This is a genomic window from Puia sp. (assembly GCF_036500295.1).
Lineage (GTDB): Bacteria > Bacteroidota > Bacteroidia > Chitinophagales > Chitinophagaceae > Puia.
Genome location: NZ_DASYCH010000072.1, coordinates 1 through 15,012 on the forward strand (window position 1 = coordinate 1; position 15,012 = coordinate 15,012).

Genomic DNA, 15,012 nt, shown 5'->3' on the forward strand with positions numbered 1-15,012 from the left:
TTGCCCAGTTGCTTGCCGACGGCGATATCCTTTAGCGGCTGGAGAGAAAGCGAGACCTTCTTGTTCTTTCCCGGTACGTTCTCCCGCTGATTCACTTTGCTTAGCGCCGCCGTAAAAGCGGCCGGGCTGGTATTCTTTGCAAGCGTCACGTAGACATAATTAGAGAAACAATTGAACCAGTCCATATTATCCCCATCGCCCGGGGTTGCGGCACTGTTGACATCGATGGAAGAAAGGGAGGCCAGCATCTCGAAGTGGATATGCGACAGCTTCGGGATGTCTTTCATCACGCCGGTGACGGTATAGTTCACCGAATCCAACGGGATCACTCTGCCCATCGGGTCGGCCTGGCCAAATAGTTTTTCGGCGGTGGTTTCGGTCAATACCAGCGTATGCGGCTGTTTCAACGCCGTGGCCGCAACCCCTTTCAGCAGCGGAAAACTGAATACATCGAAGAAGCCTTCGTCGGCATACAGCCCGCTCACCGGTATCGTGCTCTCGCCGATCTTCGCGTCCCCGCCAAAATTATTGCGCAGGATGGTGATCGACTCCACGCCCGGGATCTCGTCGTGGATCAGGTTGCCGCCCTTCCAGGAAGTGGAAGCCAGTTTCATCGGGGGCTGGTCGGGCCATTCCAGGGTGCTGATGACGCGGAACATCCGGTCGCGGTTATTGAGGGTGCTGTCATAGGACAACAGATCGGAAACAACTGCGAGCACCAGCAGGCCGACCGACATGCTGACCGCCAGGCCGACGATATTGATCCCGGAAAACAGTTTGCTGCGCATAATGCTGCGCCCGGATGTTTTGATATAGCTGCCTATCATGAATTTGGTGTTTAGCGGGTTGGTAACAGCGGGTTTGCGAACGGTATACGACCGGAAGAATTTCAGCACATCGATGACATAGATCAGGCGGGCGACAAAGGCGCCGCGCGCCTGGAGGTTGCGGTCGAAGAACTCATGCAGATCGCCTTGCAGGTCTTCCAGCAACTCCGGCCGGCAATAGGCCCGGAGGAACCGGGTCGCCCATTTGGGGGGATGGACCGTTTTGTTTTTCATCAGATGCGCTTTAGGGTGAGGTGGGGGATCTTCTGCCAGAGCTGGTCGCGGATCTCTTTGGCGCGGAACAGCGATGCTTTCCCCGCGCCGGTGATCATATAAAAGCGTTTGCGTTTGCCGCCGCGGGTGGCCGTGGCCTCGCCGAGTTCGCTTTTTACCAGGCCTTTTTCTTCGAGGCGATTGAGCACGGCGTGGACGACGCCAAGTTTCACCGTGCGATCGGCATGTTGGGAGAGTTCGTCACAGATGGCCACGCTGTAGGCATTGTTCACCAGCGAGGCAACGGTGAGCAATACCAGCTCCTCGAATTCGCCGAGGTGGGTTCCTTTCATAAAAACGATTAATTCGCTAAATGTATGTAAAATGGAAACGCCAACCAAATTTTGACAAATTTGGTTTGGGCTATTTCCCCACCTGCAGTACGACGACGGCATCGGGGTCTTCGGCGGTTGGCGACTGGGCGGGGATCACCGCAACGCCGTCGCGCAGCGAGACCTCGACCGGGGTCCTGTCTTTGAGGCGCCAGGCTTTTGTGATACTCGTATAAGGAAACTTCCCGAGGCGGATGACGCCGGCATTTGGCTGCAGGACATGGACATAGAGTTTGTCGCCATCGCGGGTGAGGCAGCCCCATTTCTGCGGACGGAGATACCCGCCTTTCGTGTTGTAGATGGAAGGGCCATAGGTTTTCAGCCAGGCGCCCATCCAGTGGAGGCGTTGGATGAACTCGGGCTGGATCTCGCCGTTGGGCATGGGGCCGATATTGAGCAGGAGGTTGCCGCCGTTGCCGGCCGACTTGACCAGCAGGGCGACGATCTGCGCCGGGGTCTTATAGGTGGTGTCGGTGATATTGAATCCCCAGGAGTTGTTGATGGTGGCGCAGGTCTCGAGCGGCAGGGCGGAGATCTGCTGGAAGCTGAGCCCGCTGGTATTCTCGCCGGGGACATCCTGCTCGAACATCTGGAAATCTTCGCCGGGCAGGGGTGTCATATGGTGGTTGTTGCCGATGAGGCATTGCGGCTGAAGTTTGTGGATGAGGTCGTATAACTCCCGGGTATGCCAGTCGACCCGGACCTCATTGTCTTTGCGGTCCTTGCTTTCTTCGGCCATCTGGTCCCAGTAGCCGTCGAACCAGATGCCGCCGATGGCCCCATAATTCGAGAGCAGCTCCGTGAGCTGGTTCTTCATGAATTGGATATAGTGGTCCCAGTTGCCATGGACGGTGCGGCCGGAGGCCTTACCCGTTCGCCCGGTCCACCAGGAATAGTCGTCGCGGCGCCAGTCGAGCAGCGAATAATAGAGAAAGAGCTTGATGCCCTGTTTGTGACATTCGTCGGCCATCAGGCGGACGATATCCCGCTTATAGGGCGTATGCATGATATTGAAATCCGAATATTTGGTGTCCCACATACTGAAGCCGTCGTGGTGGCGGGTGATGAGGGTGATATATTTCATCCCGGCGGCCTTTGCGAGGGCTACCCAGGTGCGGGCGTCGAAATCGATGGGGTTGAAGAATTTCTCCAGCCGGGTATAGTTTTTCACCGTGATCTTGCGGTTATTCATCACCCATTCGCCGTCACCCGGGACGCTGAACGGGCCCCAGTGGATAAACAGGCCGAATTTGGCGTTGGTGAACCAGGTTCTTGCCTGCTCGTTCTGAGGGGACGGGGTATAGGTCCCCGTCTGGGCATGGCATAGCTGGACGATCAGACAGAGCAAGGCGGCGGGCAGAAATTTATTCATACTATAAAACTAGTTTTTTTTGGTCTAAGTTGACTCCGTAACTTACTGAGCAAATTTTGTTATGGCAAACAACGAATACGATGCGATTGTTATCGGCTCGGGCATCAGCGGCGGCATGGCGGCAAAAGAGCTGACCGGGAAAGGTTTGAAGACGATCATGCTCGAGCGCGGGATGAATATCGAGCATATCAAGGACTATACCGAGGCCAATAAGGAAGCCTGGGACTATCCCCATCGCGGCGAGCGGACCCAGGAGATGATCAGGAACTATCCCGCGCTGAAAAGGGACTACCCGTTGAACGAACGGAACCTGTCCTGGTGGGCAAGCGATAAGGATAGTCCCTATACCGAGGTCAAGCGGTTTGACTGGTTTCGGGGATATCACGTCGGGGGGCGTTCGCTTTTGTGGGGCCGGCAGACCTATCGCTGGAGCGATCTGTATTTTGAAGAGAATGCTAAACAGGGGATCGGCGTCGACTGGCCGGTCCGGTACAAAGATATCCAACCGTGGTACGACCATGTGGAGCCGTTTGTCGGGGTCAGTGGATCGAAGGAGGGGTTGCCCGAACTGCCCGACAGTCATTTTCTTCCTGCCATGGAAATGAACTGCGTGGAGAAAGATCTCGCGCAACGCATCAAGGGGCAGTTTGGCGGCAAGCGGAAGATCATCATCGGGCGTTGTGCGCATGCGACGGTACCGCTCAACGGCAGACAATGTATGTATCGTGATAAGTGCTGGTTTGGCTGTCCGTTCGGCGGGTATTTCAGCACGCAGTCCGTGACGCTGCCGGCCGCAATGGCTACCGGCAATCTGACGGTGCGGCCCTGGTCGATCGTTACAAAGATCCTGTACGACAAGGATAAGAAGCGGGCGACGGGAGTGGAGGTGCTGGATGCCGAGACGAATCAGACCTATACCTATAAGGCGAAGATCGTCTTCCTCAACGCCTCCACGCTCAACAGCGCCTGGGTGCTGATGAACTCCGCGACGGATGTGTGGCCCGATGGGTTGGGCAGCAGCAGCGGGGAGCTGGGGCATAATGTCATGGACCATCACCTCGGCGTCTTCGCGGGTGGCCGGGTCGAGGGCTATCTTGATAAATATACCTATGGCCGGAGGGCCAATGGCATCTATATCCCGCGCTTCCGGAATTTCTTCGGCGACAAGCGCGACTATGTACGGGGCTTTGGCTACCAGGGCGGCGCCGAACGCGGCCGGGGTGTGGAGATCGCCGAATATTCGATCGGCAAGGAATTCAAGGAAGCGATGTCCGAGCCGGGTGTTTGGAATTTCGGCATCGGGGGTTTTGGCGAGACGCTGCCCTATCATGAGAACAAGGTGACGCTCGACAAGACGAAGAAGGACAAATGGGGGCTGAATGTGCTCTCGATGGATTGCGAGCTGAAGGAGAACGAGCTGAAGATGCGCAAGGATATGCTCAATGACGCCATGGAGATCTGCGAGGCGCTTGGCGTCAAGGATGTCAAGGGCGGGGATGATAATCCCTATCTCGGCCGCGGGATCCATGAGATGGGCACGGCGCGGATGGGGCATGACCCGAAGACGTCGGTGCTCAACAAATGGAACCAGGTGTGGGACGCGCCGAACGTGTTTGTCACCGACGGGTCCTTTATGACCTCGGCGGCCTGTCAGAATCCTTCCCTTACTTATATGGCTTTTACGGCGCGTGCCGCCGATCATGCCGTCAGCGAATTGAAGAAGGGGAACCTGTAAGCCCGGCCGGCCGTGCGATCGGCACGGATATTGGATAGGCGAAGGAATGCCTGCCATCCAAACATCCCTCCTGGAGATCGTTTTTCTCGACGAAGGTCCGCGTGAGGGTCCTGTTATCTTTCTTTTGCACGGCTGGCCCGACGATATCCGGGCCTGGAGTAAGCTGACTCCTCTTCTGAATGCGGCCGGATTTCGAACCGTAATCCCGTATTTACGTGGCTTTGGCCTCACCCGGTTCCTTGCCCGGGAGACCGTCCGCGATGGCCGTGGGGTGGCGCTGGCACAGGATGTCATCGACCTGGCCGACGCATTGCATATCCCGCATTTTTTTGTGGCGGGCCATGACTGGGGGGCACGGGCCGCCTATCTGCTGGCCGCCTTGTTTCCATCGCGGGTCGGCAGGATCGCGGCGATGGCTCTCGCCTTTCAGCCACGGGGAGAATTTCCCATTCCCACCTTCCCCCAGGCCCGGCTTTTCTGGTACCAGTGGTTTATGTGCACGGACGGCGGCGCCGCAGCGATAAAAAGAGACCCGGTTGGGTTTTCCCGGATCCAATGGGACACCTGGAGTCCGGCAGGCTGGTATGAAGAGGAGGAGTTTCTGAAGACGGCCGGAAGTTTCGGCAATCCTGATTGGGCATCGATCACCCTGAATGGCTATCGCAGCCGCTTTATGCCCGAGACGGTGGATCACCGGTATGACGAACTGCAGCGCCGGATGAGCGGCATCGCGGTGCTGAAAACACCCACGCTGGTGATCAATGGCGGATCAGATACCTGCGACCCACCTTCCTCCTTCGAAGAAATGGATCATAGCTTTACGGGTGGCTGTGAGCTGCTGACGCTGGAAGGTATCGGCCATTTCCCGCCCCGCGAAGCTCCCGGCACCGTTGCTGCCGCATTGATCCGCCATTTTACCAGCTAGTCGATCCGTTACAACAAATTTTCATCCTGTTTCTCCGCGTCATCCTGTTTCTCTGCGTCATCCTGTTTCTCCGCGTCATCCTGTTTCTCTGCGTCATCCTGTTTCCCTGTTTCGTCCTGCCTGTCCGCTTCATCCTGCTTCTCCACGATGATGCCTTTTATCCCGGTGCAGGAGGTGATGGCGTAGAGATAGGCGTCCGGGTTCAGCCGCATATCGAGGTCGCCGCCGTACAGGCAATCGCCGTCGGTTTCAAAATTGAGATCGGCGGAATAGCCTTTCTTTCTGAGGTCCGACAAAGCGTCGTCCAGTGATTCGGGATGTTCCATGATGGTTGATTTTAAAGATTAGGCATGCTGTAACTGACTGGCCATCCACGCCTCGAAGTTGATGGCTCCGAGTCTTGCCTGGCCCGCGGGAACGAGGGACTCATTGCTGATCTGCGCACCATAATACACGCCGTGTTCATTGGGGACGACCTTGCGCTGATCGTTGGTGGCCTTCAGGAAGCGGGTGACCATCTCCGGCATGGTAAGGCGTTCGGGACCGGCGATCTCCGTAATTCCATTGATGGGCGCTGCCAGGGCCGCCTCGGTGACGAAGCCGGCTACGTCCTCGGCTGCGATGGGTTGGAATTGAACATTCGAGACATGCACCGTGTCGCCTTCCGTGGCCTGGTTGACGATGCCCGCGAGGAACTCGAAGAACTGGGTGCTTCTGATGAGGGTATAAGGCACGCCGGAACGCAGGATCAGGTCTTCCTGCGCTTTTTTGGCCCGCATATAGCCGCTGTCCTGCATCAGCGGAACGCCTACGATGGACACAGCCACGTGAAGCTTTACGCCGGCATTGATCTCCGCGCCAAGCAGGTTGTGACCGGAGGTCTGAAAGAATTCCATAACGGCTTTATCTTCCCAGGAGGGAGAGTTGGCAAGGTCGACGACCACGTCCGTTCCGGTGAGGGCTTCGGCCAGGCCTTCGCCGGTGATCGTATTGATGCCGGTGTTCGGCGAGGCGGCGACTACCTGATGACCGCGATTGCGCAATTTGGCGACTACCTTTGTTCCGATGAGGCCTGTGCCTCCGATGACGACGATTTTCATAAACTGATTTTTTATTTCTTACAGGAGAACCAAACCGATGCCAGATAATCAAGTTGTTGAAAATCAATACAATGGCCGTTCGACGGCAGACTATTTTTCACCATATTCAGTGAATTAACGAACGCCTTCCTTAAATAAAGGGAATCACCGGGTGGGGAAGTAGTCGGCCTTGCCGATGCCCAGCTTTTTCATTTTCGAGTGCAGGGTATTGCCCGGGATCTGCAGGATTTCGGCTGCGCCGCCGGCGCCGGAGATCTTGCCGCCGCAGCGGTGCAAGACTTCGATTATATAGGCCCGTTCGACCTCCCCGAGGGAGCGGTTGGCGAGCTGAGCGGGGGCCTGTCTGTCCATCGTTGCGACGGCGCCGCGGGGGATATACACTTCCTGCAGGGTGTCCCCGGTCGTGAGGAGAACGCTGCGTTCGATAAGATGTTCCAGTTCGCGCACGTTCCCCGGCCAGGTGTAGCTACGCAGCTGCTGCAGGACCTTCGGCGAGGTCTTCCTGATCTTTCTGCCGGCATTGCGGCTATACCTGGCGACAAAGAAGTTGGCGAGTGCTTCGATGTCTTCCGGCCGGTCGCGAAGGGGCGGCAGCTGAATGGGGAACACATTCAGCCGGTAGTAGAGGTCTTCCCGGAATTGTCCCGTCCTCACCGCCTCTTCCAGGTTGCGGTTTGTCGCGGCGATGAGCCGGACGTCGACCTTTATCGTCTGCTTTCCGCCCACGCGCTCCAGTTCGCGTTCCTGGATCACCCGCAGCAGCTTCGTCTGGGCTTCGAGGGGCATCTCACCGATCTCGTCGAGGAACAGGGTGCTGTGATCGGCGAGTTCGAATTTTCCGATCCGGCGATCGATGGCGCCGGTGAAGGAGCCCTTTTCATGGCCAAACAGTTCGCTTTCGATCAGACTGGCGGGCATGGCGGCGCAGTTGACCTTTACCATCAGCTTGTCCTTGCGCGGCGATGCATTGTGGATCGCCCGGGCGATCAGCTCTTTACCGGTGCCCGACTCGCCGAGGATCAGGACGGTGGAATTGGTTGCCGCCACCACGGACATCAGCCGGTATACTTCCTGCATGGCCCCGCCATTGCCGATGATCTCGGAGAAATTATAGATGGTGCGGATCTGTTCTTTCAGATAAGTGTTCTCGTCTTCCAACTGTTCTTTATAGGCCAGCAGTCTTTCGTTGGCCTGGATGTTGGCGATGGCGATGGATATCTGCGAGCAGATGCCTTTCACCATCAGCTGGCTCAGGCGGTCGGCCAGCAGCCAGATGGTGCCGATGTTCCGGTCGCCGGCCCGCAGGGGCAGGCTGTACATGTTCTTCAGTCCGGTGGTCTTCCAGAGCTTCGCATAGGCATTGCCGTCCCGGATCTCTTCGTCGATGTTGAACACCAGTCCCTCCTTACTGGCCAGGACCCGGGAGGTGTAGGGTTCGTCGATGGTGATGCGGTTGGCCGACATCTTATCATAATTCACTTCCGCATTCCGGAACAGGGTGCGATCGGACATGAAGGGGGAGAGGTGGATGCCGTCGTCGTCGATGACCCGGATCATGGCCAGCTTGGTGTGCATGGTCTTGTCGATCACCCGGAAGATCGCGGCCTGCAGTTCGGCCCGGGTCCTCACCTGGGTGATATCGTTGCTGAAGTCCAGCAGGAAGGCCTGTTCTTCCTGCGTCCGGGCCACCTGTTCGTTCGCGATGATATTGGCCATGGCCACCGATATCTGGCTGCAAATACCCTGTAACAACGCGATATTGATCTCTTCGATGCCCAGCCAGAGGATGCCCAGGTTGGTCTGTGCATTCCGGAGGCGGATGCCAACGGTGGTTTTATATCCCACATGTTTCCAGTACTGGAGGTAGGCGGCGGTGATGCCGCGCTGGATCTCGCGGTCGACATCGAACAGCAGCGGGATGCCGCTGTCCATTACTCGGTTCTGGAGTCCGTCATGGATAGGAAAGTTGGTCCTGACGATCTTTTCCAGGAGGTCTTTATCGGGGCGGGTGGTGCCGGGATCGTAGAGATAGGCACTCATCGTAACGCCGTCGTCATTGATCTTGCGGATGACATAGCCTTTCAGCGCGTTGAGCTTGCTGAGGGAGGCGCGGACGGCGACGGCGAGTTCTTCCTTGGTGCGAACGGCGGCGATGGCGTTGCTGAAATCGAGGAGAAAGGATTTTTCCCGTTCCTTATTGAGTATCTCCTCATTCTTGAGGATATTGGAGACGGCGCCCGACAGTTGGGGGACGATGCCTTTTATCACGTCCCTGAATTCCCGGGTGAAGCTGCCGGCCCTGTCGGAATAGATATGAATAAAACCCAGGGGCCGGCCTTCCTTCATGAGCCGGGTCATCAGGATCTCCCGCACGCCTTCTTCATGGTTGACCCGGAGAAAGGAAGGACTTTGCGGCTTGTCCATGATATCGGCCAGCAGGAAGGAAATGGGCTCCTCCGACTGGAGTACGGCCTGGATAAAGGGCTCGTTCAGCGAGAACCGGGAATGCATCAGTTGTTGGTACAGTACATGTCCCCTGATTGGGGAGGATTCGCTGTCGAGCAGGAAGGGGGTATAGGTTTCGTCCTTATAGTCGATGAGGGTGACGATGGTATGAGTAAAATAATAGAGGCTTTTGATCCGCTTGGAGAAAAGGGTCAGCAGGTCGTTCTTATCCCGGACGCTGGTGATATCATTCCCCAGGTGCAACAACACCTTCCTTTCCTGTTCGAGTATGGCTTTGGTGGGAACAGGCAAGTCGTAGTCCGGGATCTTTGCCTTTTTCATGGGGGCAATTTATGACAAATTCCCGCTTTTTATTGTGGATAAGCCGGGGCGCCGGCATATTATTAGTCTATTAACTTTTTCTTACCTTGTCGGGAGATTGCTTTTCATCCATTTATTTTACAGAGCGATACCAATAAACAGCTGCAGGACGGAATGGATCATACGGACATCATATCGATCGACAGGCTTAGAAAAGGGGATATGCAGGCCTTTGAACACCTGTTCAAAGCCTATTATGAAAAGCTTTGTCTCTTTGCCGCGCGGTTTACCGATGACCTCCACGTTGCCGAAGAGATCGTCGCCGACACCTATGCCCTTCTCTGGGAGAAGCGGGAGACGATCCTGATCAATCTTTCGTTCCGGTCCTATATCTACCGCGCCGTTCAGAACCGCTGTCTCAATCACCTCAAGCATAAGCACGTCGAGAAGGAATACATCGATCATGTCCTTCAGACACATCTTCCGCCCACCGACTATCACGAGGTTGCCCGCGAGGAAGAGCTGGAGAAGGAGGTCGAAGAGGCCATCGAGAGCCTGCCCGAAAAATGCCGGGAGATCTTCAAACTCAGCCGCTTTCATCACCTGCGCTACCAGGAGATCGCCGACCGGCTCGGCATCTCGCCAAAGACGGTCGAACGCCAGATCATGATCGCCCTCGAAAAGTTGCGCCGCCACCTGAAGCATCTTGTGGCCTCGGCCTGACCGCCGCCCGGCCTCCGGCCGCTTAGCCGGCCTGTCATCCACCTCCCCAAAAAAAATCTTTGCATTCCTTTGAGGGTAAATCCGGGGTCGGTTGTCTTAGAGACCACCCCAGCTATGAACGAACAAATAAAAGCCCTGGTCATCAAGTATATTACGGGCGACGCCGATGCGTCCGAGCAGCAGTGGGTCCGCGAATGGATCGGCGAGAGCCAGGATCATCTGGACTACTATATCAGTCTGCGCGAGACCTGGCAGGATGCGTTGCATCACCCGGGCCATGCGGTGTTTTCCGCCGACAAGGCTTTTGACCGGCTGCGCGAACGATTGGAGACACCAGCGAACCCGCAAGCACTGGCTCAACCGAAAGCGCAGGAGCAGCTACAAACTCCCGCCCCGCCTGAGCTGCCCGCGATTCCCGCCCGCCGCCGGATCCTTTTCCTGCCGGTGCGCACCGCGGTAGCCGTCCTCCTGATGCTGCTGGCCGGTGGGGGAGTGGGCATCGGTTATTATTTGCGGCAGCCCCGCCCGGGGGCGCTGCAGGCCGCCTTCCATCTTTGGGTCCCCAACGGCAAAATGAAAAAACTGGTGCTGCCCGACAGCACGGAGGTCTGGCTCAACGCAGGCACCCGCTTTAGCTACAGCGCGGGTTTTGGCCAGACGAACCGGGAGATCACGCTGGATGGGGAGGGGTATTTTGCCGTAAAACACAATGAGCGGTTGCCCTTTGTGGTGAAGGCCGGCGGTTATAAGATCAGGGACATCGGCACCATCTTTACCGTGATCGCCTATCCGGGGAATAAGATCTTCGAGACGGCGGTGATGGAGGGGAAGGTCGAGGTCACCAGCGATCCCAAGATAAAGGGCGTGTTGCTGGCCCGTAATGAGGTGCTGAAAGTATCTCTGCAGAACCCGGCATCGGGCCCCGGCACTCCGGCGGCCACGGACGGAAATAAAGCGGCGAGTCCCGTGATCGACGCCCAGTTTCAGATCGTCACCGAACCGCATATCGACAAATACGCCTCCTGGAAAGATAATATCCTGGTTTTTGAAGAAGAAAGCTTTGAAGAGGTGGCCCGGCGACTGGAGCGGACGTTCAACGTCGCGATCCGCGTCAACAGCGACCGCCTTGCGCAGTTGAAATATACGGGCCGGTTCACCCGGGTAAAGACCATCACCGAAGCCATGCGGATCATCCGGGAAACAACTCCCATCGTCTATACCGTCGAGAACGAGACCATTAGCATTTCATTGGAGAAAAGATAAATTTTCAACCCTTAAAAATCTATTATTATGTAAGGTCTGCTTATAAAAAAAACACCGGGAAATGTTCCACCATTCCCCGGCTGTAAAGCTAAGAGCTAATAACTCACTATTTCAGTAAAATCAGTTATTAACTATTTAACCCATTTCAAAAGTATGCATTTGCACGCTAATTCAAAACAGCGCACCTACTTTTTGCGGAAAACCCAAAGGATTATGAGGCTTACAATATTCCTGATTTTAACGGGTCTTATTCATACCTCCGCTGCCGTCTATTCCCAGGACGCGCAATTTACCATCCATGAGGATAATGTTGCCCTTAAAAAAGTCCTGAAAGAGATCGAGACGTCCAGCGACTACAGCTTCTTCTACCGGCTGGACCAGGTGGATCTGAAGCAAAAGGTCAATATCTCCATCCATGAAGGCTCGCTGGAGGCGGTGCTGAAGCAGGCGCTTCAGGGCCAGTCCCTTACCTGGCATGTCATGGGGAAGATCGTCGTGATCAAACCCGCGAACGCTCCCGTGGACCGGGCCATCCTCCAGGTAACGGGGACGGTGACCGATTCCACCGGGCTGCGGCCTCTTGTGGGCGTATCCGTCCAGGTGAAAGGCAGTTCGAGAGGCACCGTCACCAACGACCAGGGGCGGTTCAGCCTCACGGCTCCCGACTCGGCGACGCTGCTGTTCTCCCTGGTCGGTTATCAGGGTGTCGAAGTTCCCATCGCGGGGCGTACGAGTATCGCCGTAAAGCTGATGACCGCCAATACCGGGCTCAACGAGGTCGTCGTCGTCGGTTACGGCACCCAGCGGAGATCCAATGTCACCGGCGCGGTCTCGCAGGTAGACTACCGGGTACTGGACGACCGGCCTATCAGCAATGTCGGTCAGGGTCTGCAGGGGGTGGTCCCGAACCTGAATATTACGTTTAACGACGGTCATCCCGGCGCCACGGCCAATCTGAACATCCGTGGATTTACCTCCATCAACGGCGGGGTGCCGCTGGTCGTCATCGACGGGATCCCCGGGGATATCAACCTGGTCAACCCGAAAGATATCGGGACGATCACGGTGCTGAAGGACGCCTCGTCGGCGGCCATCTATGGCGCCCGTGCGGCCTATGGCGTTATCCTCATCACCACCAAGAACGGAAAGGTAGGAAAGACCCAGGTCGTCTACAACGGTAACTATTCCGTCGCGACGCCGACCACGAGCCATTCCTTTATCACCGACGGCTACCAGGACGCGACGCTCGTCGACCAGGCGTTTCAGATCGTCACCGGAAATTCCTATACCGGTTATACGGCTAACGACTACGACCAGCTGAAACAGCGCGAGACCAACCACTCCCTGCCTTCCGTCGTCACCGACACCCGCAACGGCCGGCCGCAGTATGTGTGGTATGGCAACACCGATTGGTGGCATTTTATCTTCCGCAATACGCTCCCTTCGATGAGCCATTCGCTCAGCTTCTCCGGCGGAACGGAAAACATGGACTACTACGTCTCCGGCCGGTATTACCAGCAGGACGGGTTGATGCAGTTCAACCGGGATAAATATACCGCCTATAACCTCCGGGCCAAGATCAACGCCCGGATGAACTCCTGGCTCCATCTGACGGAGAACCTTCAATTCGCCACCAACACCTACAACTTCCCCGGCTGGGGGATCAATACCACGTTTGTGGAGATGGGCGTGCATGCCCTGGCATCGTATGTTCCAAAAAACCCTGACGGAACGTTTACCTATCGCAGCCAGCTGAACAACTACGGCATTGCCGACGGTGAGGCGGCCGACCTGCAATACGGGAAGTCGAAGGGCTCGCAGAACAACTTCGACATGACCAATACGGTAACGCTGACGGCTACCCTGAACAAGGACATCAGCCTCGTCGGCAGCTACGGCTTCGACCTGAACACCTATGGCAACTGGCAGCGCCGGACCCAGGCCCCCTGGTCGATCTATCCGGGTGAGGTCGATTATGCCGGCACCGATTCATATGCCGAGGCTTCAAATACCGATCAGTACCATGTCATCAACGCCTATGGCACCTATGCGCATTCCTTTGGCGGGCACAACCTGAAGGTCACGGCGGGTTATAACCAGGAGCTGAAGAAATACAAGTCGATCAGCGGGTCGACGATCAACCTGCTGTCGGGTGATCTCAACGCCCTCGACCTGGGCACTTCCGGCGCGATCACCGGCGGCAATTCCGTCAACTGGGCCCTGCTTGGATTTTTTGGCCGGGTGAACTATGACTATAAGAGCAAATACCTGCTGGAGCTGAATGGCCGCTATGACGGCAGTTCGCATTTCCCGCCGGGTCAGCGCTATGGTTTCTTCCCCTCGGTATCCGGCGGCTGGCGGATCAGCGAAGAACCGTTCTTCGAGCCCCTGCGCAATGTCGTCTCCGAACTCAAGATCCGGGGTTCCTGGGGTTCGCTGGGCAACCAGTATCTCAACACCAATCTCCGGTTGTCGGACTATCCCTATATCCCCACCGTCGCCACGGGGCTTACCTCCTGGCTCATCGGCGGCAACAAACCGCAGTTGCTCAGCGGGCCATCGCCCGTGAGCCCCAGCCTCACCTGGGAGAAGGTAGCGAGTACGGATGGGGGTGTCGATATCGGGCTGTTGCATAACCGCCTCAACATTTCTTTTGACTGGTACAACCGCAAGACCAGGGATATGCTGATCCCCGGGCCTACGCTGTCCGCCACCTTCGGCGCGGGTACGCCCCAGCAGAATGCCGGTGACCTCGATGTAAAAGGCTATGACCTGGCGGCGGGCTGGCAGAGCAGCGTGCGTGTGGGCAGAAAGGACCTGACCTATAATGTCGGCATCGTGTTATCCGACTTCAAGGCGCATATCACCCGGTTCAACAACCCGAGCCGGCTGCTGAGCTCCCACTATCCCGGCGAGCGGATCGGGGACTTCTGGGGCTATAAGGTCGACGGATATTTCAAGACGGATGACGAGGCCCAGCATTATGCCGTCAACCAGAATGCCGTCAACAGCGAACGGCTTACCTCGCCCGGCACCGGTCACAACCTCCAGGCCGGCGATATGAAGTTTGTGGATCTCGACGGTAACGACACGGTCAACAACGGCCAGAATACGCTATACAAGCATGGCGATCTCCGGCGGCTGGGCAATTCGCTGCCCCGCTATGCCTTTGGCATCAAGGCGGGAGCCGGGTGGAACGGCTTCGAGGTCTCGGTCTTCTTCCAGGGCATCGGCCACCAGGACTGGTATCCCGGCAACGAAGCCTATATGTTCTGGGGGCCCTATGGCCGGCCCTATTATAGCTTTATCCCGAAGGACTTCCAAAGCAAGGTCTGGAGCCCGGAGCATCCCAACGCTTATTTCCCGAAACTGCGGGGATATGAGGCGCTGAATGCCAACTCCGAACTCACGAGTCCGAATAACCGCTATATGCAGAACCTGGCCTATATCCGGCTCAAGAACCTGACCCTCGGCTATAGCCTTCCCGAGAAGCTGCTCAACCATTGGAAGATCACCCGGGTCCGCTTCTATGTCAGCGGGGAGAACTTATTCACCGCGACGGGTCTTAAAACAAAATATATCGATCCCGAGCAGGTCGGCGCCGACGCCAACAATTTCCGGGCCGATAACAACGCCCGCGACTATCCTTTTATGAAGAATTATTCCTGCGGACTGGACATCACTTTTTAAGACTAT

The 15,012-nt window shown here is 56.6% G+C and carries 11 protein-coding genes; 5 read left to right on the top strand and 6 right to left on the bottom strand.

Features of this window, described 5'->3' with window-relative positions:
• The 3 genes from VGM48_RS14565 to VGM48_RS14575 all read right to left on the bottom strand — a co-directional run.
• On the bottom strand, positions 1–1,061 hold a 1,061-nt coding region (locus VGM48_RS14565; protein WP_331580317.1), incomplete at its 3' end, for an ABC transporter permease.
• Entirely contained in the window at positions 1,061–1,393 is a 333-nt protein-coding gene (locus tag VGM48_RS14570) for a PadR family transcriptional regulator (RefSeq protein WP_331580319.1), read from the bottom strand. The genes VGM48_RS14570 and VGM48_RS14565, both read right to left, overlap by 1 nt.
• Before the next feature lie 70 nt (positions 1,394–1,463).
• A complete protein-coding gene (locus VGM48_RS14575; protein WP_331580321.1) occupies positions 1,464–2,804 on the bottom strand; it encodes an alpha-L-fucosidase in 1,341 nt (446 codons plus the stop codon).
• Between the two features lie 61 nt (positions 2,805–2,865).
• Here VGM48_RS14575 and VGM48_RS14580 point away from each other — a divergent pair, with 61 nt between their 5' ends.
• Positions 2,866–4,539, top strand: coding sequence for a GMC family oxidoreductase (locus VGM48_RS14580; protein ID WP_331580324.1), 1,674 nt, complete (start codon positions 2,866–2,868; stop codon positions 4,537–4,539).
• A 46-nt stretch (positions 4,540–4,585) separates the two neighbouring features.
• The gene (locus VGM48_RS14585) at positions 4,586–5,464 is read left to right on the top strand and encodes an alpha/beta hydrolase (protein ID WP_331580326.1); all 879 of its coding nucleotides are present in this window, start codon (positions 4,586–4,588) and stop codon (positions 5,462–5,464) included.
• Between the two features lie 8 nt (positions 5,465–5,472).
• Here VGM48_RS14585 and VGM48_RS14590 read toward each other — a convergent pair whose 3' ends face one another.
• The 3 genes from VGM48_RS14590 to VGM48_RS14600 all read right to left on the bottom strand — a co-directional run bounded on the left by VGM48_RS14590 (position 5,473) and on the right by VGM48_RS14600 (position 9,351).
• A complete protein-coding gene (locus VGM48_RS14590; RefSeq protein WP_331580328.1) occupies positions 5,473–5,790 on the bottom strand; it encodes a hypothetical protein in 318 nt (105 codons plus the stop codon).
• Positions 5,791–5,808: 18 nt separating this feature from the next.
• Complete coding sequence (locus VGM48_RS14595) at positions 5,809–6,564, bottom strand: SDR family oxidoreductase (RefSeq protein WP_331580330.1); 756 nt, start codon at positions 6,562–6,564, stop codon at positions 5,809–5,811.
• Positions 6,565–6,708: 144 nt separating this feature from the next.
• Positions 6,709–9,351, bottom strand: coding sequence for a sigma-54-dependent Fis family transcriptional regulator (locus tag VGM48_RS14600; protein WP_331580332.1), 2,643 nt, complete (start codon positions 9,349–9,351; stop codon positions 6,709–6,711).
• 153 nt (positions 9,352–9,504) lie between these two features.
• Here VGM48_RS14600 and VGM48_RS14605 point away from each other — a divergent pair, with 153 nt between their 5' ends.
• The 3 genes from VGM48_RS14605 to VGM48_RS14615 all read left to right on the top strand — a co-directional run bounded on the left by VGM48_RS14605 (position 9,505) and on the right by VGM48_RS14615 (position 15,006).
• Entirely contained in the window at positions 9,505–10,053 is a 549-nt protein-coding gene (locus tag VGM48_RS14605; protein WP_331580334.1) for an RNA polymerase sigma-70 factor, read from the top strand.
• Between the two features lie 114 nt (positions 10,054–10,167).
• Positions 10,168–11,316, top strand: coding sequence for a FecR family protein (locus tag VGM48_RS14610; protein WP_331580336.1), 1,149 nt, complete (start codon positions 10,168–10,170; stop codon positions 11,314–11,316).
• A gap of 213 nt (positions 11,317–11,529) precedes the next feature.
• Positions 11,530–15,006, top strand: coding sequence for a TonB-dependent receptor (locus VGM48_RS14615; protein WP_331580338.1), 3,477 nt, complete (start codon positions 11,530–11,532; stop codon positions 15,004–15,006).
• The last annotated feature ends 6 nt before the right edge of the window (positions 15,007–15,012 follow it).

Excerpts from the sequence above, each read along its gene's own strand:
- VGM48_RS14610 (WP_331580336.1), top strand. The coding sequence starts at position 10,168 with ATGAACGAACAAATAAAAGCCCTGGTCATCAAGTATATTACGGGCGAC.
- VGM48_RS14580 (WP_331580324.1), top strand. The coding sequence starts at position 2,866 with ATGGCAAACAACGAATACGATGCGATTGTTATCGGCTCGGGCATCAGC.
- VGM48_RS14585 (WP_331580326.1), top strand. The coding sequence starts at position 4,586 with ATGCCTGCCATCCAAACATCCCTCCTGGAGATCGTTTTTCTCGACGAA.
- VGM48_RS14595 (WP_331580330.1), bottom strand. The coding sequence starts at position 6,564 with ATGAAAATCGTCGTCATCGGAGGCACAGGCCTCATCGGAACAAAGGTA.
- VGM48_RS14615 (WP_331580338.1), top strand. The coding sequence starts at position 11,530 with ATGAGGCTTACAATATTCCTGATTTTAACGGGTCTTATTCATACCTCC.
- VGM48_RS14600 (WP_331580332.1), bottom strand. The coding sequence starts at position 9,351 with ATGAAAAAGGCAAAGATCCCGGACTACGACTTGCCTGTTCCCACCAAA.
- VGM48_RS14575 (WP_331580321.1), bottom strand. The coding sequence starts at position 2,804 with ATGAATAAATTTCTGCCCGCCGCCTTGCTCTGTCTGATCGTCCAGCTA.
- VGM48_RS14570 (WP_331580319.1), bottom strand. The coding sequence starts at position 1,393 with ATGAAAGGAACCCACCTCGGCGAATTCGAGGAGCTGGTATTGCTCACC.
- VGM48_RS14590 (WP_331580328.1), bottom strand. The coding sequence starts at position 5,790 with ATGGAACATCCCGAATCACTGGACGACGCTTTGTCGGACCTCAGAAAG.
- VGM48_RS14605 (WP_331580334.1), top strand. The coding sequence starts at position 9,505 with ATGGATCATACGGACATCATATCGATCGACAGGCTTAGAAAAGGGGAT.